Origin of the sequence: Gordonia marina (assembly GCF_052036135.1) — a bacterium.
GTDB lineage: Bacteria > Actinomycetota > Actinomycetes > Mycobacteriales > Mycobacteriaceae > Gordonia.
This window is the reverse complement of sequence record NZ_JBPSDN010000028.1, coordinates 15,350-40,223: the sequence shown is the minus strand read 5'-3', so window position 1 is coordinate 40,223 and position 24,874 is coordinate 15,350. Positions and strand designations below refer to the sequence as shown.

Sequence of the window (24,874 nt, the reverse complement as noted above, 5' to 3'; positions counted from 1 at the left end):
CCGGCGTCAGCCCCGCGGCACCAGGCGCGATCCCGGAAGCCGCGGCGCGGGCAGCGGCGGGGGAGCGCCGGGCGGGAAGTCGCCGAACAGCGGCGGCTTGCCCGCGTCGTCCGGATGCGGCGGGTCGAAACCGAGTTCGGCCTGGTAACGGCGGCGGAACTCGGCGATCTCGTCGTGATCCCGGCCGACGAAGTTCCACCACATCACGATCTTCTCGCCGAGCGGCACGCCACCGAGCAGGATCGCCCGGGCGGGTGCGTCGCCGGCCGCGACGACCAGCGTGTCGGCACCCGGCGGCACGTAGGCCAGGGCGCGGTGCTCGATGCGCGTGCCGTTCACCGTGAGACCGTCGTTCTCGGCCAGGACGGCGTGCTCGAAGTCCGGGCGGACGTCGATCGTGACCGTCGCCCCCGGTTCCAGCAGCAGTTCGGCGCCGAGGAGCGGGGGAGTCCCGGTCTCGACCGGGGACGCGGCGCCGAGGAGTTCCCCGAGGAACACCCGCGCGGTGACGCCCGGCCGCACGACCGGTTCGGGGACATAGTGCTCGAACCGGTTGTCGCCGAACCGGGTGTCGTCGGGTAGCGCGTACCAGAGCTGCACACCGTGCAGGACCGCCGTGTCCGGCGCGCTGATCTCCTGGTGGGTGATGCCGCGCCCGGCGATCATCAAGTTGAGTTCTCCGGGGATCACCGCGGCGGCGTTGCCACCGGAATCGAGGTGGTCGACCCGGCCGGTGAAGAGCCAGCAGACCGTGGCCAGACCGGTGTGCGGGTGCCGCGGCACTTGCATGCCGCCGGTCGTCGAGACCTCATCGGGACCGTAGTGATCGAGGAAGCACCAGGCGCCGACCAGCGAACGACGGCGCTGCGGCAGGGTCCGGAACACCGTCATCGCGCGCGGCCCGCCGAGTGGCACGGCCCGCGGTTCGAGCACTTCGATCGCCGTGCAGGGCTGCCCCGGTTCGAGGACCGTGAGCGCCGGATCCGGATCGAGATTCGTCATCGAGCGTCCTTCCTGCCGCGTGCGTGCGTCGCAGACGACGCTACGCCGGGCCGCCGTCGGGCGCGGCCCGCGCCCGACGGGTGTCCGATACCATCCCGGTGCGGGTCCACCGGCGGAGGAGAGTGCCGTGCAGTCGGAGAGTCAGGGCGACGATCACGGTGTGCCGCCGGACCGGCGCGCCTGGGCGGCGCGCGGGATCCTCGCCGCGACGACCGGGGTGGCAGGCATCGTGCTGCTGTTCGCCGGTCTGTCGCTGCCGGTGTTCGTCGGCCTGGCCGGCGCCGGTCTGCTCGGCGTGGGCCTGGTGACGTTGGCCAGCACCGGCGACCCGGCAGGCGCGCGATCCGCGCCGACGTGGCCCGCAGTGGCTACCGGAGCGGTCTGCCTCGTCGCCGGGCTGGTCGTGCTCTTCTGGCGCGCGGCGAGCCTGCACACGCTGGTGCTGGTCCTGGCCGCGGCGCTGATCGTGCACGGCGCCACCGCGATCGTCCGCGCGTTCCGCGGCGGCACCGACCTGCGGGTGGCCGGCTTCTTCAGCGGTGCGGCCGCGGTCGTCTTCGGCGTGCTGGCGGTGAGCTGGCCGCTCATCACCGTCACGGTGTTCCGGATCGGCTTCGGTGCCTGGCTGGTCTTCTTCGCGGTCCGCGTCCTCGCCGAGCCGGGCCTTTCGGGCCGGCGCCGCCCGGCGTCGCGTCCGGGGGTCCGGCGCTGGGCCCGGACGCTCGGCGCCGTCGTCGCCTTCCTCCTCGCCGTGGTGCTCGCCGGCGGCAGCGCGCTCCTGCTGCACGGCGACGACCGGCCCGCGCCCGGCGCCTTCTACACGCCGCCCGCCTCGGTGCCCGGTGAGCCCGGTGCGCTGATCCGCGCCGAATCCCGGCCCGGCGCCGCGCCGCCCGGGACCCAGATGTGGCGCATCCTCTACACCACGACCCGCCTCGACGGCGGTCCGACGGTGGCGAGCGGCACGGTCATCGCTCCGGCGCGGCGCGGCGCCGGACCCCTGCCGCTGCTCACCGTGGCGCACGGAACCTCGGGGATCGTGCCGCGCTGCGCGCCGTCGCTCACCGCCGAGCCCTTCGCCGACGGCGCCCAGGCCGCGGTGCTCGACATGGTCACCCAGCACGGCTGGGCGGCGGTCTCGTCCGACTACACCGGCCTCGGAACCGCGGGCCTGCACCCCTACCTGATCGGCGAGGCCGAGGCGCGCAGCGTGCTCGACGCGTCGCGCGCCGCCGCCCGGATCGACACGCTCCGGCTCGCACCGAGACGGTGATCTGGGGTCACTCGCAGGGCGGACACGCCGCGTTGTGGGCCGGGCAGATCGCGCCGCGATACGCGCCCGGCCTCACCGTCAAGGGCATCGCCGCCCTGGCCCCGGCGAGCGACCTGTACGCGCTGGCGCAGGAGACCAAGGCCGGGATCGGCGGCAAGACCGTCTCCGCCTACATCGTCACCGCCTGGGATCACGAGTATCCGGATCTGCATCTCGCCGATCACCTGACGCCGGGCACCGCGCAGGGCGTCGAGCAGGTCGCCGGGCTGTGCTTCAACCAGCAGGACGCGATCGCCGCGTTCCTGCGCGGCAGCCAGATCCCCGACCAGGTGATTCCCGACGCGATGCTCGACGGCGAGGTCGGGGATCTGCTGCGCCGGAACACCCCGACCGGCCCGTTTCCCGCGCCGGTCCTGGTGATGCAGGGCACCGCCGATCCGCTCGTGACACCGGCCATGCAGGCCGACTGGGTCGCCGAGCGGTGCGCGCAAGGCCGTCCCGTCGACTACCGCACGGTGCCCGGCCGCGGGCACATGGAACTCGTCGCCGCGGATTCCCCGGTCAACGCCGAACTGATCTCCTGGACCCTCGCCCGCTGGAACGGGGCGCCGGCGACGCCGACCTGCGGTGTGCGGTAAGCGTCCTCGGGACCGCTCTCCGGCGTAGGCTCGCCCTCATCACGTGGTCGACTCGTGGTCGGAGGTCATCGTGCAGACACTCCTCTTCGCGCTGGGGCTGGTCCTGTTCCTCCTCGGGCTGCTCACCGGCCTGGTGAACGGGGCCGTGCGGAATCCCCGCATGGGGCTGGCCAGTCACCTGCAGGGGATGACGAACGGCCCGTTCCTCATCATCGCCGGACTGTTGTGGCCGTATCTGAACCTGCCGCACGGCTGGCAGGTCGTCACGGTGGTGTTGCTCGCGTATGGCACCTACGCCAACTGGCTGGCGACTCAGCTCGCCGCGATCTGGGGTGGCGGGCGCCGGTTCGCGCCGGCCGCGGCGGGCGACCACGTCGCCCGGCCGGGCCAGGAACGCGTCATCGATTTCCTGCTCGCCTCACTCGCGCCGGCGATGATCGCGGCGACGGCGCTGCTCATCGCCGGGGTGCTGCTCTGAGGTGCTGTTAGGGTGAGCGCGCGACCCGGTGGGCGCCGTGCCGCGTGGATTCAGGGAGCGACGGATGCGGATCTCGCGTGTGGTGCCGGTGGCGATCGCCGCGTGCGCGCTGCTCGGCATCGCGGCGTTCGTGCTGGTCGTGCTGGCCGGCCGGGATGTCCCCGGAACCGCGACACCCGCCGCCCCGCCACCGCTGTCCGGGTCGCCGGCCAGTCCGCAGCCGTTCGACGACGCCCGCGCGACCCAGATCAGCGAGGCGATCGCCTCCGGTGATGCCGACCGCGTGGGCGCGGTGATCGCGAGCGGACCGCGGGTCACGATCGACGCGAGTGCGCCGGCCGCACTGAAAGCACTGGCGCCGATCGCGTTCGACGTCCCCACCACCCGGTACCTCAGCGACGACACCGGCTTCGTGCAGGCCTACGTGGGCGCGGCGCGGGCTCCCTGGGTGGTCTACCTGCTCCGCCAGGACGGCGTCTGGAAACTCGCCGCCACCCAAGAGGGAACCGTCTCGTGACGGCCCACCGGAACGCCGCGGTGTCGTGCCTGGGCGCGGCACTGGTGGTGGTGCTCGCCGCGATGGGTCTGGTGCCCGCGCCCGCGCACGCCCGGCCGGCGTGCATGCCGACCGGTATCGCGGCGACCTCGTTCGGGGCGCACCGGCATCCGCTGGTCGGCGTGCACGGCTGGACCGGAAAGCCGGGGCAGATGACGGCCACGCTCGACGCGATCACCCGCGCGATGCCGAACACGTTCGACCCGATCGCCTTCGACTACTCCAACGCCAACACCGACTGGGCGGCCGATCCGCGGGTGGCGCAGTGCCTCGCGACCTTCGTCAACGCGGTGTCGGACAAGCAGCGGGCGGCCGGCGGCGACGGCCGCGTCTTCGTCGTCGCGCATTCGATGGGCGGCCTCGCCACCCGGTTCGCCACCGACGTCCGGTACGCGGTGGATCAGCCGGTCAAGCCCGGGGTGCTCGGTGGCGTGGTCAGCTTCGACACCCCGTACCTCGGTTCGCCGTTCGGAAACACCGCCGCGGGGTCGGCCAAGCAGGCCCTGGACGAATTCTGGGACGCGCTCACCGCGAAGAGGCTGATGCCCGATCGTTCCTCGGACGCGGTCCGCTGCCTCGCCGTGCACGACCAGGCGCGCCCGCTGCCGTCCGGCTGCGCCTACCCGCCGTTCCTGCCCTCCGGCGTTCCGGTCGGCCAGATCGGCGGTGACATCACCTTGTCCCGCACCCTGTTCGGCCAGAAGCTGTACGACGTCCCCCTCCGCAGCGACGGCGTGGTGTCCACCGACTCGTCGACCGGCTACCTCTCCTCGGGACCGCCGGGATCGACGCCGCCGCGCGGGTCGTTCGGATTCCAGGACATCGCCTGCACGACCACCACCGACCGCACCCTCGACGCGGTCCGGACGCTGGTCGGCAGCCCGAACATCGTGGCCGGGATCATCAAGACGCAGCTGCTGGCCATCGGCCAGCTGGGTCTGGACAGCCGCATCCTCGATCAGGTCCTCGCCGACGACCCGCAGGCCGAGCTGATGGTGACGCTTCTGGCGGCGGCGATCTCCGACTCGGGTTGCACGCACACCAACATCCTCACCGAGGCGCGGGCCATCGCCGCGGCCGTCACCTTCCTGAAGAAGCAGCTCCAGACGCCCGCGGCCGCACCTCCGGAGGAGGAGATCCTGCGCCCGTTCGCCACCGCGGGCGGCGCCGCGGCCGGCTGGCACGTCGCGCCGACGGCCGCCGGCACCAACGTCGTCGACTGCCGGTACCCGTCGGCGTCGCCGGCGAGCAAGTCCCCGGGCATCCAATTCTGCGCGCCGTCGGCGGCCAACGCCGATGCCTGCTACTTCACCCGGGGCTCGGCCGACGGGCTCTGCCTGCAAGATCCGTTCACCACGACGATCTTCCCGGTGCGGGCGAGCGGGCCGGTCACCTACGACCTCCCGCCGCCGGCCACGCCGCGGCCCCTCGGACTGCTCCTGGATGACGGCACTCGCTGCCGTCTCCGCAACGGCGGTTCGTGGTCGGCGCAGGCGCAGCACCCCGACTACGTCGGTTACTACGGTTGCCGCAAGGAGGGGAGTGACGCCACCCTGATCGTCTGGGCGGACCGCGACTCCGACGGCGGGATCGACCGGTCGGGTACCGGCTGGACCGTCCAGGTGGGTGACGAATCCGGGCCGCTGACCACCCGGTATGTGCGGAAGGTCTTCTACGTCGGTACGGCCTGACCGCGCGCCGACGGCACCTTCACGAAGCGGGTGAGCCCGATCTGGTCGGCGTCGAGCAGACCGGGTCCGGGTGGACCTTCCAGCACCACGCCGAGGAGGGCGTTCAGCGCCGCTTCACCGAGATCGAGCGGATGGAACGGCAGCGGATAGCCGGGTCCCGCGGGTCTCTTCCCGGCCCAGAACGGCTCCTCGAAGGGCTCGGGAGCACCGATCGATTCCCAGACGCCGCTGCCCGGGTTCACGCTCAGCGAGCGGATCAGCGTGCCCGACTCCCACCGGGCGTAGGCGAACATGTCGTACTGCGAGCGCTGGGTCAGCAGTATCGGGCCGCCGCCGAGGGCCGGTGACCGGTAGCGTTTGTGCAGTTTCGTGGGATTGAACAGGGCGGCGTCGCGGGTCGTGACGAGGAGTCCGTCGCGCAGCCGGCCCGCGCACAGCTCACCCTGCGCGGGAAATCCGTATTGCACCAGGTCGCCCTCGCCGTCGGCCTCGTAGCGGCTGCGCGGAAACAGTGTGGCGACGGCCTCGGCGGGATCCGGCGCGTCCCCGGCGGAATCGCTCGGGTAGTACAGGACTGCCAGTTTCACACCCACGTCGTCGATTCTCGCATCTGGACCGCCGATAACGATCCCGTAGCGGTTGATCGGTCGAGACTTCCCTGTTGCTGGTGTTGCCGCTGATACTGGAGTGATGAGTATGGGATCGGCGGGATCGAGACGACGACGCGGCACCCGCGGCCGGCTGACGACGATGCTGGCGGTGGTCACCCTCGTGGTCGCCACCCTGTCGGCGGCGGTGCCCGGTGCCGTCCATGCGGCACCCCCGGCGTGGCGGTACACGATGGTCGCGTTCAGCAACGACAGCGCCCGCGACATGGACGTCTACCAGTCCGCCGACGGCACCCACTACGAGCTCCTGAAGAAGGACGCGTACCGCCCGCCCTCCGGTTACGTCCGCGACCCGAGCATCTTCCGTCACACCGACGGGCAGTACTACGTCACCTACACGACGGGCGACGGCGCGAACCTCGGTTTCGCCCGCAGCCCGGACCGCATCCACTGGACGCCGATGGCGAACCAGCCGGTGCCGTTCTGCTGCGCGTTCCTGCCCGGCACCGGCGACGGCAAGGGGCCGGTCAACCCGCTCGGCATCAACGGGTCGGCCGGATTCCGCGACGGCCCGTCGCTGTCGCCGTTCACCACCAAGGCGTGGGCGCCGGACTGGTTCGTCGACGGCGACCGGGTGAGCGTCGTGTGGTCGATGTCGACCGGCGGCGGCTTCGTGCCCTATGTGATGACGGCGCTGAACAGCTCGCTGACGCAGTGGAGTCTGCCGGTGCCGCTGAACGGGATCGAGGCCGACCACATCGACACCACCGTGGTGAAGATCGGCTCCACCTACCACGCCTTCACCAAGAACGAGACCAAGAAGGTGATCGATCACGCGGTGGCGCCGGCACTCGGCGGGCCGTACACCTACGTGCCCGCCGGTGACTGGGGGACGCTGGTGGAGGGGCCGGCCGTGGTGCAGTTGCCGAACGGGGACTGGCGGATCTACCTCGACGCCTACACCCGGGGGAAGCTGCTGTACTCCGACTCCCACGACGGACTGAAGACGTGGTCGCCGGTGCAGGAACTGCCGGGCCTCTCCGGGATCGCCCGCCACGTCGGGGTGATGCGCGAGCCGGTCTGACCGTCGCCGCTCCTACGACCGAACCGCCCCGAAGGCGCCGCCGGGACGCGTACGTTGAGGTCGGTCCTTTCTCCGAACCGAAAGAAGAACCCGATGAGCGGCAAGAACATCCACGACGGCCTCGAATCCCTCAAGCACATCGCCACCAACTCGGTGGCCAAGTCGGGGGAGATCGTGGAGAGCGCATCCGATCTCCTGCACGGGGACATCAAGGACGGCGCGGTGAAGATGGCGAGCAGCATCACCGACATCGCCGCCACCGCGGCCACCGGGGGAGTCAGCGCCGCGGCCAGCGGTGCCGCCGCCGTCGGCGACGCGATGAAGAAGGCGACCGGGCACACTGACGACGACGCCGCACCGGCGGACGACACCCCGACGGCCTGAGCCGGCGGCCGTTTCGGTCCGCGGATCGGCCCGATCGTGTGGGGCGGCCGGGCCGATCGCGGCGCGGTCCGGACCGGCCGGGAGCGTCGGCACGACACGCCGAAAAGTGCTGTCTGAAGCTAGCAACGCTGGTCAGTCGGGTGCGGCTGTGTGGGTCACCTCGCAATCTCGAACTACGTTCGCGGAATGTCACAGACCGGTAGAGAATGTCTACCGACGAGATAAGTCCACAGAGTTCCACAAGAACTAGAGATCTGAAGAACCCGAAAGAGGCGATACCCCATGACCTCAGAGAACCAGACGATCATTTACACGCTTACCGATGAGGCGCCGCGCCTCGCGACCGAGGCGTTTCTCCCGATCGTCCGCACGTTCGCCGAGCCGGCCGGCATCGACGTCGAGACCAGTGACATCTCGGTCGCGGCCCGGATCCTGGCGGCGTTTCCGGACTACCTGACCGATGAGCAGCGTGTGCCCGACAACCTCGCCGAACTCGGCCGCCTCACCCAGTTCCCCGAGACCAACATCATCAAGCTGCCCAACATCAGCGCCTCGGTGCCGCAGCTGAACGCCGCCATCCACGAACTGCAGGAGAAGGGTTTCGCGGTCCCGGACTACCCGGCCGACCCGAAGACCCCCGAGGAGTCCGAGATCCACGACCGCTACCAGGCATGCCTCGGCAGCGCGGTGAATCCCGTTCTGCGCCAGGGCAACTCGGACCGTCGTGCGCCCAAGGCCGTCAAGGAGTACGCACGCAACAACCCGCACAGCATGGGCAAGTGGTCGATGGCCAGCCAGAGCCACGTCGCGCACATGACCCACGGCGACTTCTACGCCGGCGAGAAGTCGATGATCCTCGACCACGCCTGCGATGCGCGCATGGAGCTGGTCACCGCGAGCGGTGAGACCAAGGTGATGAAGACCGTCCCGCTCGACGAGGGCGACGTCATCGACAGCATGTTCATGAGCAAGAAGGCGCTCCTGGAGTTCTACGAGGAGCAGCTCAACGACGCCAAGGAGACCGGCGTCATGTTCTCGCTGCACGTCAAGGCGACCATGATGAAGGTCAGCCACCCGATCGTCTTCGGCCACTGTGTGAAGGTCTTCTACAAGGACGCCTTCGCCAAGCACGGGGAGCTGTTCGACGAGCTCGGCGTCAACGTCAACAACGGCATGGTCGACCTCTACGAGAAGATCGACACCCTCCCCGCCTCCAAGCGCGAGGAGATCATCGAAGACCTGCACCGCTGCCACGAGCACCGCCCGGAACTGGCGATGGTCGACTCCGCGCGCGGCATCTCCAACTTCCACTCGCCGAGTGATGTGATCGTCGACGCGTCGATGCCCGCCATGATCCGCATCGGCGGCAAGATGTACGGCGCTGACGGCCGCAAGAAGGACACCAAGGCCGTCATGCCGGAGTCCACCTTCGCCCGGATCTACCAGGAGATCATCAACTTCTGCAAGACCAACGGCTCCTTCGACCCGCGCACCATGGGCACCGTCCCGAATGTCGGACTGATGGCGCAGAAGGCCGAGGAGTACGGCTCCCACGACAAGACCTTCGAGATCCCGGAGGACGGCGTCGCCAACATCGTCGACGCCGGTACCGGCGAGGTCCTGCTCTCGCAGAACGTCGAAGAGGGCGACATCTGGCGCATGTGCATCGTCAAGGACGCGCCCATCCGCGACTGGGTGAAGCTGGCCGTCGACCGCACCCGGGCGTCGGGCATGCCCGCGGTGTTCTGGCTCGATCCGTACCGCCCGCACGAGAACAACCTGATCACGCTGGTCCGCAAGTACCTGCAGGACCACGACACCGAGGGTCTGGACATCCAGATCATGTCGCAGGTGCGCGCGATGCGGTACTCGCTGGAGCGCGCGTGGCGCGGCCTGGACACCATCTCGGTGACCGGCAACATCCTGCGCGACTACCTCACCGACCTCTTCCCGATCCTGGAACTCGGTACCAGCGCCAAGATGCTGTCGATCGTGCCGCTGATGGCCGGCGGCGGCCTGTACGAGACCGGGGCCGGCGGCTCCGCGCCCAAGCACGTCAAGCAGCTGGTCGAGGAGAACCACCTGCGGTGGGACTCGCTCGGTGAGTTCCTGGCGCTCGGCGCGAGCCTTGAGGACCTGGGCCGCAAGTACGACAACCCGAAGGCCGCGATCCTCGGCCGGACGCTCGACGCCGCGACCGGCAAGCTGCTGGAGAACCGCAAGTCGCCGTCGCGCATCACCGGCGAGCTCGACAACCGCGGCAGCCAGTACTGGCTGGCGCGCTACTGGGCCGAGGCGCTGGCCGCGCAGACCGACGACGCCGAGCTGGCCGCCTACTTCGGCCCGCTGGCCGAGAAGCTCGCGGCCGACGAGGAGTCCATCCTCGGCGAGCTGTCCGCGGTGCAGGGCGAGCCGGTCGACCTGGGCGGCTACTACGAGCCCGACGCCGAGAAGCTGCACGACGCGATGTGCCCGAGCGCCACGCTGAACGCCGACCTCGAGTCCGCCGGAGCCGGCGCCTGACCCAGGTCGTGCCTCCGCAGTCTCTTTCCGGTCCTCAGCGGCCCGCTGAACGCCTGGCGGCGTTGTCGTCGGTCGGCATAGCGCCGCTATGCCCTCGTCCGATCTGCCGGCCGCCCAGCGGATCCACCGATGCCTCCGGAGAAGACTGAAGAGACACGGCCCTGGCCCCGCGCCACCGACCGACGACACCGGCCGCCGAGATCGACTCTCGGCGGCCGGTGCCGTCCTGCCGGGCGTCTCCCCATACCGGCCGCCCTTCGGCGGCGCGTCGGCGCAGGCGGTTCCCGAGCTTGTCGAAGGGCTCCGCCGCGCCGGTTCAGCACCCGCGAAGTCGAGGACCTCGCCCGCGCCGAGACCGGCTCAGAAGCACTGCGAGTACTGCTGGTGCACGACCATCCGGCCGAGATCGGTGCGACCGCTCGCCTTGGTCACCGCGTGCCGGGACACGCCGACCCGTTCGCCGCGGATACCCCAGCGGTACCAGGTGCCGTCTGGGCGCAGGCCCTGCTGGCACGGCATGTTCTCGTAGCGAACCACGACGCGATAACCCTTGCGCGCCTGGACGTTACGGAATTCGGTACAGCCGTTCCCGGCGGTCTGCTGAACACGCCCGAAGACGTCCCACCAGTCGTCGCTGAGCAGCGTCAACGGCCCGTGATAGGGCGCGCCCGCGAGCGTGGCGCACACCCGGACGGACGGATTCTTGGCCGCGGCGGCGGGACCGGCGGCGGCCGCCCCGCCCAGACCGACGGCGAGTGCGGCACCGGCCGCGAGGCACGAACGAAGCACAGAAGATGTCAGCACCCGACGAACCTATCGCGTCCAGAGCCGGAAATACGGTATTTAGTTCATGTCGTCACGGTTCGGCCACGGCCGCCGAGTGCCGCGCCGGTGACGGCCACTCCGCGTCGTCGCGGACGGTTCCCGGCCTTGGCGACGGGGCGAGACCACGCCCGCGGCCTGAGCGTCGTCACACCCGCTGGACGTCGCTGTGCAGCAGTGCGGGCCACCCGCGTACGTCCGCGGGCGTCCGCGCGACGGTCAGTTCGGCCCGGGGGAGCAGCTCGGTCAGCCGTTCCGCGGTCGACAGCGGGTGCGATGGATCGTCGATCCAGGCGAGTACCCGGACCGGACAGCCGATCCGGGAGAGGTCGGCCGGATCGGGCAGGTCGCTCGCCGCGGCGCCCCGGAACACCGACGGCAGCAGCGCCTCGGCCACCTCCGGCAGCGTTTCGGGCCGGCCGACGGTCGCGGGCGGCTGGGGCGCTTCCCGGGTCAGCGCGATGAACGCTTCGAGCCCGGCGTCCTCGATCAGCGCCGCCGTGTCCAGGTAGCCCTGGCCCTGCGCCCGCCGGGTCGCCCACGCGGTAGGCGGCAGGATCACCGTCAGACCGGCGAAGCGCTCCGGCTCGCGCACGGCGGCGTGCAGCAGGGTGCCGCAGCCCATGGACGTCCCGGCGCCGTACACCCGTTCGCGGGGGAAGCGATCGTCGAGCAGGCTCAGCAGATCGGTCGCCAGGTTGTCCCAGCGGTAGTCGCCGGGCACCGCGCGCCCGGTGGAGAAGCCGTGCCCGCGGGCGTCGTACCGCAGCAGCCGGGTACCCGAGAGCCCGACGCCCAGGTTCAGGTCCAGCACGTGATCGCGGGCCCGGCTGGACGTGAGCCCGTGCAGCTGCACCACGGCCTGCCCGCCCTCGTCGCTCAGGGAGGTGCTCAATCGGGCACCGGGGACGTCGAACAGCGTCACGGGGTATTCCTCTCGTAACAGGCCGGAAACGCGGGGGCGACCGGCGGAAACCCGGGGCCGCTACGTTACCGCCATGCGCCTCACGAATGTCGCCCACCTGCACCTGCCGTTCGGGCGGCTGATGGGCTACGACGTCGTCGTCTCCCCGCCCGGCCGCGAACTGCCGGTGTCGTTCGATCAGGGCCGGCACGTCGGTGCGGGGGAACGGCCCGGTTCGTGGATGGCGCTCTCGTTCCATCTGCCCGAACCGGTCGACCGGCAGGTGCTCGCGCAGGCGTGGCTGGCGGTGATCGCCCGGCACGGCACGCTGCGCACCGCGTTCTCGCCGGGCACGGACGGTCCCGTCCTGCACGAGGTCGCGATCCGGCCGGGCGCCTGGGTGGAACATCCGATCGGACCGGGGGAGGCGGTCAACGAGGCGCTGCGTGACGTCCTCGACCGCGAGTGCTCCCCGTACGCGCAGCCCGCCCACCGGCTGTGCGTCTTGGAGACGGCGGCCGGCCCGACCGTGGTGATCGCCGCGGATCATTCGCACGTCGACATGTGGTCGATGCTGGTGATCCTCCGCGACTTCCTCGCCGCACTCGCCGAGATCTCGGCCGGCCGGACACCCGCGCTCGCCCCGGTCCCGCCGTTCGCCGAGCACACGCGCGCCCTGCGGGACCGCCCGGCCGCACCCGCAGAGGTCCGGCGGCGCTGGGCCGAGATCCTGGCCGACAGCGACGGCGTGATGCCGCGCTTCCCGCTTCCGCTCGGCGCGCCGGAGGCCGAATGCGAGCGGGTGGAGGTCCGCGACGTGTTCGACGTCGACGACAGCGCCGCGTTCTCCGCGCAGGCCCGGGCCGAGGGCGTGTCGACGCTGGCGCTGACGGTCGCGACGATGACCGCGGTGACCCACGACCTCGCGGCCGTCCCGCTGCGCGCGGTGTTCCCGGTGCACAGCCGGTACGACGAGCGCTGGCACGGTTCGGTGGGCTGGTTCATCACCAACTCGGTGCTGGAGTCGCCGGTGGCCGAGCCCGCCGCGGCGGCGAACGCGGTCCGCGAGGCGGTGAACCTGGGTTCGTGGCCGCTGGAGGACGTCCTCGCGCCCTGGGGCGGGATGCCGGAGGCGCCCGGCATGTTCGCGATCTCCTGGCTCGACCTGCGACGACTTCCGGTCCGTGTCGACACCGCCGGGCTGCAGGCGCAGTACCTCGGCGCCAGTATCCGGACCGACGGTGTGATGCTGTGGTTCATCCTCGACGCCAGCGGCCTGCACCTGCGGTGCCGCTACCCGGACACGCCGCAGGCGCGCACCAATGTCGGATCCTGGCTCGACCTGCTGGTGGCCCGGCTGCACGACGTCGCGCGGTCGTCCGTGCGCGGCCGGATCGCCGTGGACGGCGAGAACTTCCGCATCGAGCGGGCGAGCCGGGCCGACGTGCCCGACATCGTCGGGCTCCTCGCCGACGACGAGATCGGCCGCACCCGTGAACTCGGCGAATACGGACCCTACGAGGCCGCGTTCGACGTGCTGACCCGCGACCGGTCGCACTTCCTCGCGGTGGTCCGCGACGAGAAGGGGACGGCGGTGGGCACCATGCAGCTCACCGTGCTGCCCGGACTCAGTCGCGGCGGCGCGACTCGCCTGCAGATCGAGGGCCTGCGGGTGGCCTCGGAACGGCGCGGGCGCGGCCTGGGCGGTGCGATGCTCGACTGGGCGCACGAGCACGGCCGTGCGCACGGGGCCGATCTCGCCCAGGTGACCACCGACGAGATCCGCGAGCGCGCCCGGGCCTTCTACGCCCGTCACGGTTACGGCACCGAGCACGTCGGTCTCAAACGGGCGCTGTGACCGTACTGTGGCGTAGCTTTCGGGCCTGATCTCGGCGACCAGGCGAAACCCTTCCGGCGATCACCGCGGCCGTCCGGATACTGCACAGTCGGGTCAGCACCGGCCGGTGCCGGGCGACAATGGCCGCATGGCCGAGAACACCACCGCAGTCACCGCACGGCTCGACGGGCCGATCGCCACCCTGACGCTCAGTGAACCCCGCAGGCGCAATCCGCTCTCGCTGGAGACCATGCGCGAGGCCACTCGGCTGCTCCGCGACCTCGGCGCGGACCCGGGCGTGCGGGTCATCGTGATCGCCGCCGAGGGGCCGGCGTTCTCCGCCGGGCACGACCTGTCGCAACTCGCCGGCCGGACCCTCGACGACGAGCGCATCGTCTTCGAGGCGTGCAGTGAGCTGATGGCCACGGTGCACCAGGTGCCGCAACCGGTGATCGCGCAGGTGCAGGGGATGGCCCTGGCCGCGGGGTGTCAGCTGGTGGCGACCTGCGACCTGGCGATCGCCGCCGACGGTGCCGTGTTCGGCACGCCGGGGGTCAAGATCGGGCTGTTCTGCTCCACCCCGATGGTGCCGCTGACCCGGGCGATCGGCCGGAAGCGGGCCATGCGGATGCTGCTCACCGGCGACCTGATCGACGCGCCGACGGCCCTCGACTGGGGCCTCCTGAACGACGTGGTGCCCGCCGGCCGGCTGGTCGAGACCGTGCGGGAACTGGCCACCCGTATCGCGTCATCGAGTTCGGCGACCCTCGCCATCGGCAAACGCGCCTTCTACGACCAGATCGACGTGTCCGAGCCGGAGGCGTACGAGCTGATGACCGCCACCATGGCGGCCAACGCCGTGACCTGCGATGCGCAGGAGGGGATCAGCGCGTTCCTGGAGAAGCGGTCGCCGGTGTGGGCGGACCGGTGACGGTCAGTGCCGCGTAGAACACCAGAAGCGAACTGGCCGCGGCGAAGTTGAGCCGCAGGTCGCGCACCCGCAGGTGCGCGCCGACGGCCAGACAGAAGTAGACGGTCAGCATGGCCGCGGTCAGCCGGGCCAGACCGGGGGAGACGCGGGCGCTCGCCAGGCCGACCGCGGACGCCGTCTTGACCACCGGGAAGATCCACCGTTTGTCCGCGGGCACGCCGACGGTGTCGAGACACCGCCCGATGTAGGCGATCGGTTTGACGCACGCCGCCGCGTCCGCCGCCTGCCCCGCCGCGGCCAGCAGATACAGGTCGGGATCTCGCAGGAGGGACGTCGCCGATGCGCTGGAACCCATGATTCGACCGTACGTCACACCGGTGCGCGACGGAACCCTCCACGAGAGCGAGCGGGTCCTGCCGGGCGACCGGCGGGCGCGATGCCGCATCGTCTTGGCACACTGGACGGCATGAGACCTGGAGACACCGCGCCCGACTTCGCCCTGCCCGACCAGTCCGGCACCGTCCGGCGCCTCTCGGAGTTCTTGGTCGACGGCCCCGTCGTGCTGTTCTTCTACCCGGCGGCCTTCACCCCGGGCTGCACCAAGGAGGCGTGCTACTTCCGCGACCTGGGCGCCGACTTCACCGCGGCCGGGGTACAGCGCGTCGGCATCAGCCGCGACGCGGTGGAGAAGCAGGACCGGTGGACCAGCGAGCACGACCTGGACTACCCGCTGCTGGCCGACGTGGACGGCGAGGTCGCCAAGGCCTACGGCGTCGGCCGCGGTGGACTGCTCAAGGCGGTCGGGCTGCCGACCAAGCGGACCACCTTCGCGATCCGCGCCGACGGCACGATCGCCGAGGTGATCGCGTCGGAGGTCAACATGAACGTGCACGCCGACAAGGCGCTCGCGGCTCTGCGCGCTTCCTGACCCCGCCGGCGCGGCGTCCCCGCGTCCCGTCGCCACGCGATTTGTGCCGGGTTCGGTGCATTCGGCGACACCCTCTGATCGTCCCCCGTTCCTCGGTGGACGAGCGTGCTGTGCTGGCCGAGTCACGCCGGGGATCGATCCGCGGCGTGCACGGGACACAGTGGAAGGGGACGCAGTGCTGGGGAACAACGAGGACGAGGCCGGGGCGGTCACCGCCCCGATCGCGGTGGACCGGGGCGTACCGGCGGGGGCGGGCTCGCTCATCGAGGCCCGTGGGATCGGCTACCACACCCCGTGGGGCCGCGTGTACGGCCCGACGGACGTCGACATCGCGGCCGGCGGCGTGACCGTGATCCGGGGCATCGGCGGACGCGGACGCGCGTCGCTCATGCTGACCCTGGCCGGCCGGATGCGGGTGTCCGACGGCACGCTGACCGCGTTCGGCCGCACCAACGACCAGAACCATCTGTTCTCGAAGGCGGCGCTCGCCCTGGTCGACGAGGTCGACGGTCTCGCACAGGCGATCACCGTCAAGGACGTGATCAGCGAGCGCCTCCGATGGGATGCGCCCTGGTACAGGTGGGTCAAGGCGGCCACCGAAGAGGATCTCGAGCAGCTGTGCCGCCCGGTCTTCGGCCCCTACTCGCTGCCCGCTCTGGGCGCGTACGTCAACGAACTGCCCGAGCTGACCGCCGCGATGCTGCGCATCGCCCTCGCGAACGTCGCGTGCCCGCCGCTGCTCGTCGTCGGCGGCGTCGACCAGCTCACCCGTGTGCGGTCGTCGGAGTTGCTGCTGGAACGACTCGTGGCGCTCGGCGAGCGTCAGACGGTGGTCACCGCCGACGTCAACGGCGCCCCGGCGTATGCCGGGGTCCGGGAGGTGGTCGAGGTCGAGAACCTGACCGACGGTGAATTCAGCCGCCTCGACACCGAAGGCCACTGACATGTTCGCCGCACTCGCCCCCGGAGGCGATTTCAAGCGTTACCTGCGCGGCCGTCTCCCGCGGACCGTCCTCGTCCTCACCATCGTCATCCCGCTGCTGTACGGCGCCCTGGCGCTGAGCGCGGTCTGGGACCCCGAGGACGTCACCCAGAACGTGAGCGTCGCGGTGGTGAACCTCGACGAGGGTGCGACCATGATGGGGAAGAAGCTCGACGCCGGCTCCCAGGTGACGCAGGCCCTGATCGACTCGCATCAGCTCGACATGCACGTGGTGGGCGACGAGGAGGCCCGCGAGGGCGTCATCTCCGGGAAGTACTACTTCTCCATCACCATCCCGGAGGGCTTCAGCAAGGCGCTGGCCTCGCCGGTGTCCGGGAACGCGCATCAGGCCAAGATGGTGTTCACCTACAACGCGGCCAACAACTACCTGATGACGATGGTCGGTCAGGCCGCCGCACAGCAGATCGTCACCACCGTCTCCACGACGATCGGGACGCAGACCTTCGACGTCGCCCTGCAGGAGGTCTCCAAGCTCGAGCCCAAGGTCAAGGAGGCCGCGGCCGGTATCAATGAGCTGAACGACGGAATGCAGCAGGCTCACCAGGGCGCCGGCCAGCTGGCGGGTGCGCTCAATCAGGTCAACGACGCCGTCACCCGGCTGACGACGCCGCTGGAAGACGCGCTGGCCAAGGCCCCGACGGTGAGCCCCGACAAGCTGGGTGCCGCGGCGAACCAGTTGAGCACCGATGCGGCGACGCTCTCGAAGGCGCTGGACGCGCCCGTCCAGGCGCAGTCGCAGGCCGCGCAGATCCTCGGTGCGACGATCGCCCAGCTGCGTGCCAGCGGTGACCCGGTGCAGTCGCGCCTCGCCGATTCACTCGAGCAGGCGAGGGGTCTGCTCGGTGTGCCGCAAGGCGATTCGTCGAGCACCAAGACCACGCTGGCGCGGGTGCGGGACAACTCCGCGCTCATCGCCGGACAACTCGGTGATCCGCACAGCCAGGTGCGCTCGGTGATGACCATGCTGACCGACGGCGGTCTGCCGGGCGACATCGACAAGGTGCAGAGCGCCACCGATCAGCTGGCGACCGGCGCTACCCAGCTCGACGACGGGATGGGGCAGCTCGCCGACGGCACCGAGAAGCTGGCCGGGACGGTCGACCAGGCCGTCAAGCTGCTGCCGAGCTGGGACAAGGAGCAGATGGAGGCGATCGCCAAGTCGCTGGCCGATCCGGTGACGATGAAGTCCGACACGATGCACGGCGACATCACGCTGGGGCAGAGTCTGGTGGCGCCGCTGTTCGCGCTCGCGCTGTTCATGGGCGCGATCCTCGCCTGGATGCTGTTCTCCGCGTTGCAGAAGCGGCCGGTCACCTTCGGGGTCAGCGCCTTCCGTTCGGTGCTGGCGTCGTGCGCGCCGGTGTTCTGGGTCGGCGCCGCCCAGGCCCTGCTGCTCTACCTGGTGGTGATCGCGATCGGGCTGCGCCCGCAGTACTGGGTGGGGACGTTCCTGTTCATGCTGCTGATGGTGGTGATGTTCCAGTCGATCGTGCAGATGATCTACGCGGTGGTCGGCGCGGGTGTCGGGCGGGTGGTCTCTCTCGGTCTGCTGGCGATCCTCTTCGTCCTCGCCGGCGGTCTGCTCCCGCTGCGGCTGCTCGGCCAGGACATCGAGGTCCTGCACATCCTCGACCCGATGACCTATCCGGTGATCGGTCTGCAACAGCTGACGATGGGCGGCGTGGACCACCGCTTGTGGATCTCGATCGGGGTGATCGTCGGCGTCACGATCGTCTGCTGGGCCATCTCGTCGTGGATGGCCCGGCGCAACCGGCACTTCACCATCTTCCGGCTGTACCCACCGGTCCGGGTGTAGCGCTCGGTCGTCCAGTGGCACTCGGCTGTGCTCCGCCAAAGCCGAGTGCCACGCCGTTCTCGACCCGTCCGGCGGCCGGCTGCGTCCCGTCGAGCTGGATTCTGGTCCGTCCGGTCGCCGGCTGAGCCCCGTCGAGCCCCCGGGGCGAGACGGGTGTCGAAGCCAAGCACCCGATCCGGCCGCTGACGAGCCCGGCACCGAGGCTGCCGCCGAGGCCTCCTTCGCTATGCTGAACTCCGGATTCGGGGAAGGTGGTCGGGGATGAGCAGACTCGAGCCGGGTGCGGCCTTCGCCGGATACACCATCGAGCGGCTCCTGGGCGCGGGCGGCATGGGTGAGGTGTACGTCGCGCGTCATCCGCGACTGCCGCGCAGCGACGCTCTCAAGGTGCTGGCCGCTCAGCTGGCCGACGACGACCAGTTCCGCCGGCGTTTCGAGCGGGAGGCCGACGTCGTCGCGGGCTTCAATCACCCCAATATCGTCACCGTGCACGACCGCGGAGAGTCTGATGGACGACTCTGGATCGCCCTGGAGCTGATCAACGGTCAGGACCTCACCGCTCGGATGAAGCAGGGGCCGGTCCCGGTCGCCGACACCGTGCGCTACCTCGGTGAGATCGCCGCGGCACTGGATGCCGCGGCGGCTCGCGGACTGGTCCATCGCGATGTGAAGCCGGCGAACATTCTGATCGACGAGCACGACCGCGCGCTGCTCACCGACTTCGGTATCGCGTCGCTCGCGGCGGAGGCATCCGAGCTCACCGGCACCGGTATGACGATCGGCACCGTCACGTACGCCTCGCCCGAGCAGCTTCTCGGCAAGGCAGTGGATTCGCGGGCCGATCAGTATTCACTGGCCTGCACGGCGTTCGCCTTGCTGACGGGTCGCCCGCCGTATGTCGATTCGGCCAGTGCGGCGATCGTGATGGCACATCTCAGCGGTCCGATTCCGCAAGTGTCGCAACGGAACCCGACGCTCCCCCCGGCGGCTGACGCGGTGTTCCAGCATGCGCTCGCGAAGGATCCGGCCGACCGCTTCCCGGACAGTCGTGCTTTCGCGTCTGCGCTGGCGCAGGCGCTCCCCGATGCCCCGGCCCCGGTGCCTGCCCGGCCCGCTCCCGGTCCGGTCCCTCGGGTGCCGGAGTCGTCATCGCAGGTGACCGCGGTGAAGACACTCGCTCCGGCCGGGCCCTCGGCGCCGACGATCGCGGGTGCGCCGCATGCGCAGACGCAGCTGAGAGGACCGGCGCCCGGTTCCGGCGCGGTGCCGGGTCACGGTCCCGTGCCGCCGAAGAGGCGTCTGGGCAGGGGCGTGAAGATCGGGATGGTCGCGGGCATCCTGGTGGTGATCGTCGGCCTGATCCTCGCGTTCACTCTCCCCGGCTCGGGGCACGGCTCGGGTGAGGGCGACTCCGCGCGGAACGATTCGTCGATCGCGCATCCCACCGACGAGGCGAAAGGTCTGAAACGTCAGCCGGTCACCCCGGTGCTCAACTCCCTGGAGAAGAAGCCGACCGCTCCGATCTGGGAATGGAAGCCGACCGTTCCGAAGAGTTTCGGCAACTTCCTGGCCGCGACCGACAAGACCCTGCTGGCGCTGTGGGGGATCGATGACGGGGTGGACGAGACGACGCGACTGACGCTGGTCGACGTCGACACGGGAAAGACCACCCGGCAGGTGACAGGGGTGCCACAGATCCACCCCCTGGGCTTCGGGAGTTGCGAGGTGATGCGGTCACAGCGCTACATGGTGTGCGGTTTCCAATACGACTACCTGGACAAGGCGTGGTGGACGATCGTCATCGATGTCGAGCATGCCAAGGTCGTGACGATACTGCCGCGCGGTAAGGACGCAGAGATCTTCGCCACCACCGAGGGGTTCATCGTCGCCGACGACAGCTCGGTCACCGCTTACACCGAGGACGGCGGGCGCCGGTGGCAGACCCCGGATACCCTCTTCGGCTTCAAAAAGTATCCGGTCGGATCCCCGGTGATCGAGGCCTCGACCGCGGACGGGGCCGTCCTGGTTTCCGTTGCCGACGGCCGGGTGGTGTATCGGAACGAGCGCGGTGCGGTGAGCGCCACACAGCCGATGGAATGGCAACCGTTCCTCGGCGGCTTCGCCGTCGAGAAGGCCGAGTCCGGCGACGGAGTGACCAGCGCCTACACGACGACGCTGTACGACGCGACGGGCCGCAGCACCCATCAGGTCGCGGACTGGCGAGTGAGTCCGTATCCGCTGGAGACGGTGACCTCCTTGCCGATCCTCAACCTGGACGGCAAGATCGCCGCCTTCAACCCGGCCACCGGCCACGAGCTCTGGAATGCCCTCGCCACTTCCGACTCCTACGTCTCGATCGGCATCGACGGTGTCGGTACCAAAGCGATCGTCCGATACGACCGTTCCGGCTCGGGTGGCACCTCGTATGTGGCGTATGACTGCTACGACGGATCCACCACCTACCTGGAGTGGAGCCCCGGCGACAGCCGGGTGATCGGCAGCGATGGAACCCGAATCGCCATCACCACGGACAGCGGCCACAAGGTCACGGTGAACGGTGGCCCGGGAACCGACTGGTCGTTGAACGCCGATTCCGGCGACTATTACCGAATCCGCGGCCGGGGTCTCTACCTGAATGAGCGTCGGCTGACCTGATCCCGTCGGCGCCGCGACCCGGCTACTCGCCGTCGAGCGCGTCGACCGGAATCCCGAAGGGGAGGAACCGGACGCGGCGTCCGGGGTCGGTGTTGTGCTGGTGCGCGCGGAGCGCCTCCAGCTCGGTGGCGAACACCTGCTCCACCCGGGTGCCGTCGTCACCGGACGACACGACGGCCCACACGCCGCCGGCCGGTGCGCTGTCCACCGGGACCGCGGGCTCCGGGACGTTCGCGGAGGCGGCGGGCGACGGCCGGCGGGCGGCCTCGGTGAACGTCGACCACGCCAGCTGGCCGCCCTGGCCGGCCAGGAACTTCCCGACGAGGTCTTTCAGGCCGTCGCCCATCTCCCGCATGAAGCGGTCGACGTCGTCGTCGCCGGGCCCGAAGGGATCATTGCCGGTCATGAGACCTCCTGGACGGTCGAGCTGGGTCTGCCCGCCACGGTACCGGTATTCTCGGTGCGAGTGCGGCGACCGAATCGGCGCACACGTCGGTATTCCGACGCCCGGACGAGCCCGCCGTACCCGGACCGCGACAAGACGGTGGAGCAAGGAGCGGGTGTCATGTCGTGGATCGTGCTGATCGTCTCGGGAGTGCTGGAATCGGTCTGGGCCACCGCGCTCGGCCGCTCGGCCGGCCTCAGCCGATTGGTTCCCTCGGTGGTCTTCGTGGTGGCCCTCATCGCCTCGATGGCCGGTCTGGCCTACGCGATGCGTGACCTGCCCACCGGGACCGCGTATGCCGTCTGGGTCGGCATCGGCGCCATGCTGACCGTGGTGATCGCCATGGTCACCGGCGCCGAGACGGTGAGCCTGGTGCGAATCCTCTGCATTCTGGCGATCGTGGGCGGTGTCATCGGGCTCAAACTCGCGAGCTGACGTTCCGGACAGGCCGACGGCGGCCCGGATCTCCGGGCCGCCGTCGGCGGATCGTGCGGTGGGCGGATCAGTGGCCGGTGAGCTTGTCCTTCAGCGAGTCGACGCCTTCCTTGATCTTGTCGGCGACCTCGGTCACCTTCTCCTTCGCGGCGGCCGTGCCCTGATCGGCCTTGCCTTCGTTCTTCAGGTCTTCGTCATTGGTCGCCGCTCCGGCGGCCTCCTTGGCACGACCCTTCAGATCCTCGGCCTTGTTCTTCGCGTCGTCGGCGATTCCCATCGGTTCTCCTTGTGTCGAGTCACGTCTCGGCCCGGTGACACGGAATCTCCCGCCCGCAGCGGTCCGGACCGGGCCGACGCCGCCGTGTGAGGCGGCGACTTCGACGCTACCGAGATGCCGGCGGGCCCGCAGCGACGCAGGTCAGCGTCCCGTCCAGCGCGGTTCGCGCTTCTGCAGGAAGGCCGTGATCCCTTCGCGGGTGTCGGAACTGACCAGTACCCGGTCCAGGATCGACAGGCTGTCGGTCACCGCGCCGACGGTGTCGGCGTTCGCGTCGGCGTCGGTCATCACCGCGATCGACGCCTGCACCGACGTGGGGGAGGCGGCCAGGATCTCGGCGGCCACCGCGCGGGCGACGTCGAGCACCCCGCCGCGCGGCGCGATCCGGGACACCAGCCCGTAGTCGAGGGCCTGCTCCGCGGAGAGTTTCCGTCCGGTGAGGATCATGTCGCGGGCCACGGCGGGCGGGATCACCCGCGGCAGCCGGACCAGGCCCCCGGCCGCGGCGACCAGCCCGACCTTCACCTCGGGCAGCCCGAACGACGCCGCCTCGTCGGCGACGATCACGTGGCAGGCCAGCGCGACTTCCAGTCCGCCGCCGAGCGCGTAACCGTTGACGGCGGCGATGATCGGCTTGGGCTTGCGACGCCGCGAGGTGAGACCGCCGAAGCCGTTGGCCGGGGTCGCCAGACCGCCGGTCCCGGCGCTCGCGGCGAGGTCGTTGCCGGATGAGAACGCCTTGTCGCCGGCGCCGGTGAGGATCGCCACCCACAGATCGGGGTCGGCGAAGTAGGCGTCGAAGACCGCATCCAGTTCGTCGTTCGTCCTGGCGCTCAGCGCGTTTCGTGACTCGGGACGGTTGATCGTGACCTCGAGGAGGTGTCCGTCGCGGCGAACGACGAGATCGTCGTACTCGTCCGCGAAGCCGACGGTGCGGCGCGGACGCAGCCGGTCCATGGTGGCCTCATCGACGGTCACGAAGTTGCGAGCCGGGGTGGAGCGCGCCCATACCGTGGTGCCGATCGGATCGTCGGCGCCGAGCAGACGCTCGAAGAGCGCGGGGTCGCCGGGTTCGGCGGCGGCGAGGAAACGAGCTCCGTCGCTGGTGCGGCCGATCACCAGCCCGGAGACGCGGTCGGTCCCCGGGTCCAGGACCGTGTACGACTCGATGACGGCCGGCCCGTCGGGGAAGCGGCACAACGGGACTCGCTCGGCGCGGTCCAGCTCGGCTTGCAACTGCGGCGAGGTCGGCGGGCGCCACGGTGCCGGGGTGGTGGAATAGATGCCCGCTGACAGCTTGCTCAGCATGCCGCCGTTCGCGGTCACCAGTCCCAGCGTGCCCGGCTCGCGACGCACCCGGGCGACGATCTCGGCGATGCCGTGCATCGAGTAGTTGTTGCCCGGCCCGCCGAAGTAAGGGAGTCCACCGGTCGCGGACAGTCCGCGCGGATCGTCGGCGGCCAGACCGAGGGCATCGGCGACGACGGACACCGCGATCGGGAAACAGCTGTACAGGTCGAACGCGGCGAGGTCGTCGGCATCGGCGCCCGCCATGTCCAGGGCCGCCCGGACGGCCGCCACCGAGGCCGGCGCCTGCGCCAGATCGGGCCGCGCCATGAGGGGCAGTTCGACGGCGTCGGCGTGCCCGTGGAGGAACACCCACTTCGCCGGATCGACGCCGGCCGCGGTGGCGGCGCGCACGGACATCAGGACCACGGCGGCCGCCTGATTCACGTGGTCGCGGGCGATCAGGCGCCGCGTGTAGGGGACGGCGACCACCCGGTTGTCGTCGCCGGGCGTGGTCAGCTCGGCGGGGGTCATCGCCCGCGGCGCGGCGGCGAACGGGTTGCGGGCCGCGACGTCGGTGAGCGGGGCGAACAGCTGCCCCATGCCGCGGGCGTACTCCTCCCGCGACTCGCCGCGGGCGTGGCGCCGCGCGTTCTCCAGCAGCGCGTACTGCGGAGTCGGCTGCACCAGACCGTGCTTCACCTCGTCCACCGAGATCATCCCGGCGATGCCGAAGCCGCGGTCCTCCAGCTGCCCGCCGACGTTCTCGGTGTAGTCCGGGTGGGCCCCGGTCGAGGTGAGCGCGTGGCGCACCGTCGACATCACTTCGGCGCCGAGCAGGACGACGGTCTCGGCGCGGCCCGCGGCGATCTCGGCGCCGAACTCGTTCACCAGGTGCTGCGGACTCTGGCCGCCGGTCACCTCCTCGATCGCGCGCGCCGGATCCATCCCGGTCCGCGCGGCCACGGCGCGCGGCATGTTGTCCGGCCGCCCGAACGGTGAATGTGAAGCGGGACTGGACTTCTCGAACGACCGGACGGCGGCGACCACGTCCACCCCGGCCGCCACGGCGGCCGGCGCTCCGGTGTCCGCGAACGACGCCGACACGGCGCGGGCGGCCAGATCCGCTTCGCCGAGGGCGGCGTAGTCGGCGTCGTCCAGGCGTTCGGCGGCCTGCCCGACGCCTACGATCACCGGTGTGGAGGGATCGACCCCGTGGATCAGACCGGCCGCTGTCGACATGTGGGCTCCTCGTCGTCGTGATTACCGGGCACCTTACCGCGCCGTAAGGTACTGG

Annotated in this window: 23 protein-coding genes and 1 riboswitch; of the genes, 15 read left to right on the top strand and 8 right to left on the bottom strand. The window is 70.5% G+C overall.

Going from position 1 to position 24,874, the window contains the following annotated elements; translation table 11 throughout:
* Positions 1–6: 6 nt before the first annotated feature.
* Complete coding sequence (locus ACSEEN_RS16085; protein WP_440713718.1) at positions 7–1,002, bottom strand: pirin family protein; 996 nt, start codon at positions 1,000–1,002, stop codon at positions 7–9.
* A gap of 127 nt (positions 1,003–1,129) precedes the next feature.
* On the opposite strand from ACSEEN_RS16085, the gene ACSEEN_RS16080 reads away from it, so the two are divergent.
* From ACSEEN_RS16080 to ACSEEN_RS16060, 5 genes are all read left to right on the top strand, one after another.
* Entirely contained in the window at positions 1,130–2,275 is a 1,146-nt protein-coding gene (locus tag ACSEEN_RS16080; RefSeq protein WP_440713717.1) for an HdeD family acid-resistance protein, read from the top strand.
* The gene (locus tag ACSEEN_RS16075) at positions 2,272–2,913 is read left to right on the top strand and encodes a lipase family protein (RefSeq protein ID WP_440713716.1); all 642 of its coding nucleotides are present in this window, start codon (positions 2,272–2,274) and stop codon (positions 2,911–2,913) included. Before ACSEEN_RS16080 ends, ACSEEN_RS16075 begins: the two co-directional genes overlap by 4 nt.
* Before the next feature lie 70 nt (positions 2,914–2,983).
* Positions 2,984–3,391 (top strand): styrene oxide isomerase, encoded by a 408-nt coding sequence (locus ACSEEN_RS16070; protein ID WP_371306946.1) that lies wholly within the window; start codon positions 2,984–2,986, stop codon positions 3,389–3,391.
* 64 nt (positions 3,392–3,455) lie between these two features.
* Positions 3,456–3,908, top strand: coding sequence for a hypothetical protein (locus tag ACSEEN_RS16065; protein ID WP_298446516.1), 453 nt, complete (start codon positions 3,456–3,458; stop codon positions 3,906–3,908).
* Positions 3,905–5,638 (top strand): esterase/lipase family protein, encoded by a 1,734-nt coding sequence (locus ACSEEN_RS16060; RefSeq protein WP_371306945.1) that lies wholly within the window; start codon positions 3,905–3,907, stop codon positions 5,636–5,638. Before ACSEEN_RS16065 ends, ACSEEN_RS16060 begins: the two co-directional genes overlap by 4 nt.
* Here the strand turns inward: ACSEEN_RS16060 and ACSEEN_RS16055 are convergent.
* Positions 5,620–6,231, bottom strand: a complete 612-nt coding sequence (locus ACSEEN_RS16055; protein WP_247864592.1) for a DUF6928 family protein — start codon at positions 6,229–6,231, stop codon at positions 5,620–5,622. The two genes, ACSEEN_RS16060 and ACSEEN_RS16055, sit on opposite strands and share 19 nt — an antisense overlap.
* Positions 6,232–6,388: 157 nt before the next feature.
* Here ACSEEN_RS16055 and ACSEEN_RS16050 point away from each other — a divergent pair, with 157 nt between their 5' ends.
* The 3 genes from ACSEEN_RS16050 to ACSEEN_RS16040 all read left to right on the top strand — a co-directional run bounded on the left by ACSEEN_RS16050 (position 6,389) and on the right by ACSEEN_RS16040 (position 10,237).
* On the top strand, positions 6,389–7,330 hold the full coding sequence (locus ACSEEN_RS16050) for a glycoside hydrolase family protein (protein ID WP_247868073.1): 942 nt from the start codon (positions 6,389–6,391) through the stop codon (positions 7,328–7,330).
* Positions 7,331–7,423: 93 nt separating this feature from the next.
* On the top strand, positions 7,424–7,714 hold the full coding sequence (locus ACSEEN_RS16045) for an Rv1893 family protein (protein WP_440713715.1): 291 nt from the start codon (positions 7,424–7,426) through the stop codon (positions 7,712–7,714).
* A 282-nt stretch (positions 7,715–7,996) separates the two neighbouring features.
* Positions 7,997–10,237, top strand: a complete 2,241-nt coding sequence (locus ACSEEN_RS16040) for an NADP-dependent isocitrate dehydrogenase (protein ID WP_440713714.1) — start codon at positions 7,997–7,999, stop codon at positions 10,235–10,237.
* A gap of 360 nt (positions 10,238–10,597) precedes the next feature.
* Here the strand turns inward: ACSEEN_RS16040 and ACSEEN_RS16035 are convergent, their stop codons facing one another.
* Both ACSEEN_RS16035 and ACSEEN_RS16030 read right to left on the bottom strand, forming a co-directional pair.
* Entirely contained in the window at positions 10,598–11,041 is a 444-nt protein-coding gene (locus ACSEEN_RS16035) for a hypothetical protein (RefSeq protein WP_440713713.1), read from the bottom strand.
* A 166-nt stretch (positions 11,042–11,207) separates the two neighbouring features.
* Positions 11,208–11,984 carry an alpha/beta fold hydrolase gene (locus tag ACSEEN_RS16030; RefSeq protein WP_298445849.1) on the bottom strand — a complete coding sequence of 259 codons (777 nt, stop codon included), beginning with the start codon at positions 11,982–11,984 and terminating at the stop codon, positions 11,208–11,210.
* A 73-nt stretch (positions 11,985–12,057) separates the two neighbouring features.
* On the opposite strand from ACSEEN_RS16030, the gene ACSEEN_RS16025 reads away from it, so the two are divergent.
* Complete coding sequence (locus tag ACSEEN_RS16025; protein ID WP_371306943.1) at positions 12,058–13,821, top strand: GNAT family N-acetyltransferase; 1,764 nt, start codon at positions 12,058–12,060, stop codon at positions 13,819–13,821.
* Between the two features lie 127 nt (positions 13,822–13,948).
* Positions 13,949–14,731 carry an enoyl-CoA hydratase gene (locus ACSEEN_RS16020; RefSeq protein ID WP_440713712.1) on the top strand — a complete coding sequence of 261 codons (783 nt, stop codon included), beginning with the start codon at positions 13,949–13,951 and terminating at the stop codon, positions 14,729–14,731.
* On the opposite strand, the gene ACSEEN_RS16015 is transcribed toward ACSEEN_RS16020, so the two are convergent.
* On the bottom strand, positions 14,685–15,086 hold the full coding sequence (locus ACSEEN_RS16015) for a DoxX family protein (protein ID WP_440713711.1): 402 nt from the start codon (positions 15,084–15,086) through the stop codon (positions 14,685–14,687). The two genes, ACSEEN_RS16020 and ACSEEN_RS16015, sit on opposite strands and share 47 nt — an antisense overlap.
* Positions 15,087–15,197: 111 nt before the next feature.
* Between ACSEEN_RS16015 and ACSEEN_RS16010 the strand changes: the two genes are divergently transcribed.
* The 4 genes from ACSEEN_RS16010 (at position 15,198) to ACSEEN_RS15995 (ending at position 21,133) form a co-directional block, all read left to right on the top strand.
* Complete coding sequence (locus tag ACSEEN_RS16010; protein ID WP_440713710.1) at positions 15,198–15,659, top strand: peroxiredoxin; 462 nt, start codon at positions 15,198–15,200, stop codon at positions 15,657–15,659.
* 178 nt (positions 15,660–15,837) lie between these two features.
* Entirely contained in the window at positions 15,838–16,602 is a 765-nt protein-coding gene (locus ACSEEN_RS16005; RefSeq protein ID WP_440713733.1) for a hypothetical protein, read from the top strand.
* A gap of 1 nt (position 16,603) precedes the next feature.
* On the top strand, positions 16,604–18,478 hold the full coding sequence (locus tag ACSEEN_RS16000; RefSeq protein ID WP_440713709.1) for a YhgE/Pip family protein: 1,875 nt from the start codon (positions 16,604–16,606) through the stop codon (positions 18,476–18,478).
* 261 nt (positions 18,479–18,739) lie between these two features.
* Entirely contained in the window at positions 18,740–21,133 is a 2,394-nt protein-coding gene (locus ACSEEN_RS15995) for a serine/threonine-protein kinase (protein WP_298442046.1), read from the top strand.
* A gap of 22 nt (positions 21,134–21,155) precedes the next feature.
* On the opposite strand, the gene ACSEEN_RS15990 is transcribed toward ACSEEN_RS15995, so the two are convergent.
* The gene (locus ACSEEN_RS15990; protein ID WP_298440647.1) at positions 21,156–21,539 is read right to left on the bottom strand and encodes an Rv0313 family protein; all 384 of its coding nucleotides are present in this window, start codon (positions 21,537–21,539) and stop codon (positions 21,156–21,158) included.
* 80 nt (positions 21,540–21,619) lie between these two features.
* Positions 21,620–21,684, top strand: a riboswitch (guanidine-III (ykkC-III) riboswitch).
* A 14-nt stretch (positions 21,685–21,698) separates the two neighbouring features.
* On the opposite strand from ACSEEN_RS15990, the gene ACSEEN_RS15985 reads away from it, so the two are divergent.
* Positions 21,699–22,013 carry a DMT family transporter gene (locus ACSEEN_RS15985; protein WP_247864576.1) on the top strand — a complete coding sequence of 105 codons (315 nt, stop codon included), beginning with the start codon at positions 21,699–21,701 and terminating at the stop codon, positions 22,011–22,013.
* A 67-nt stretch (positions 22,014–22,080) separates the two neighbouring features.
* Here ACSEEN_RS15985 and ACSEEN_RS15980 read toward each other — a convergent pair whose 3' ends face one another.
* A complete protein-coding gene (locus ACSEEN_RS15980; protein ID WP_298440641.1) occupies positions 22,081–22,290 on the bottom strand; it encodes a CsbD family protein in 210 nt (69 codons plus the stop codon).
* Between the two features lie 141 nt (positions 22,291–22,431).
* Positions 22,432–24,819: an acetyl-CoA acetyltransferase gene (locus ACSEEN_RS15975; protein WP_440713708.1), complete on the bottom strand. Its 2,388-nt coding sequence runs from the start codon at positions 24,817–24,819 to the stop codon at positions 22,432–22,434.
* Between the last annotated feature and the right edge of the window lie 55 nt (positions 24,820–24,874).

What these genes read in the sequence shown, in the direction of transcription:
- ACSEEN_RS16085 (WP_440713718.1), bottom strand. Translation starts at nt 1,002, where the DNA reads ATGACGAATCTCGATCCGGATCCGGCGCTCACGGTCCTCGAACCGGGG.
- ACSEEN_RS16065 (WP_298446516.1), top strand. Translation starts at nt 3,456, where the DNA reads ATGCGGATCTCGCGTGTGGTGCCGGTGGCGATCGCCGCGTGCGCGCTG.
- ACSEEN_RS16050 (WP_247868073.1), top strand. Translation starts at nt 6,389, where the DNA reads ATGCTGGCGGTGGTCACCCTCGTGGTCGCCACCCTGTCGGCGGCGGTG.
- ACSEEN_RS16045 (WP_440713715.1), top strand. Translation starts at nt 7,424, where the DNA reads ATGAGCGGCAAGAACATCCACGACGGCCTCGAATCCCTCAAGCACATC.
- ACSEEN_RS16040 (WP_440713714.1), top strand. Translation starts at nt 7,997, where the DNA reads ATGACCTCAGAGAACCAGACGATCATTTACACGCTTACCGATGAGGCG.
- ACSEEN_RS16025 (WP_371306943.1), top strand. Translation starts at nt 12,058, where the DNA reads ATGCGCCTCACGAATGTCGCCCACCTGCACCTGCCGTTCGGGCGGCTG.
- ACSEEN_RS16020 (WP_440713712.1), top strand. Translation starts at nt 13,949, where the DNA reads ATGGCCGAGAACACCACCGCAGTCACCGCACGGCTCGACGGGCCGATC.
- ACSEEN_RS16015 (WP_440713711.1), bottom strand. Translation starts at nt 15,086, where the DNA reads ATGGGTTCCAGCGCATCGGCGACGTCCCTCCTGCGAGATCCCGACCTG.
- ACSEEN_RS16010 (WP_440713710.1), top strand. Translation starts at nt 15,198, where the DNA reads ATGAGACCTGGAGACACCGCGCCCGACTTCGCCCTGCCCGACCAGTCC.
- ACSEEN_RS16000 (WP_440713709.1), top strand. Translation starts at nt 16,604, where the DNA reads ATGTTCGCCGCACTCGCCCCCGGAGGCGATTTCAAGCGTTACCTGCGC.
- ACSEEN_RS15995 (WP_298442046.1), top strand. Translation starts at nt 18,740, where the DNA reads ATGAGCAGACTCGAGCCGGGTGCGGCCTTCGCCGGATACACCATCGAG.
- ACSEEN_RS15990 (WP_298440647.1), bottom strand. Translation starts at nt 21,539, where the DNA reads ATGACCGGCAATGATCCCTTCGGGCCCGGCGACGACGACGTCGACCGC.
- ACSEEN_RS15985 (WP_247864576.1), top strand. Translation starts at nt 21,699, where the DNA reads ATGTCGTGGATCGTGCTGATCGTCTCGGGAGTGCTGGAATCGGTCTGG.
- ACSEEN_RS15980 (WP_298440641.1), bottom strand. Translation starts at nt 22,290, where the DNA reads ATGGGAATCGCCGACGACGCGAAGAACAAGGCCGAGGATCTGAAGGGT.
- ACSEEN_RS15975 (WP_440713708.1), bottom strand. Translation starts at nt 24,819, where the DNA reads ATGTCGACAGCGGCCGGTCTGATCCACGGGGTCGATCCCTCCACACCG.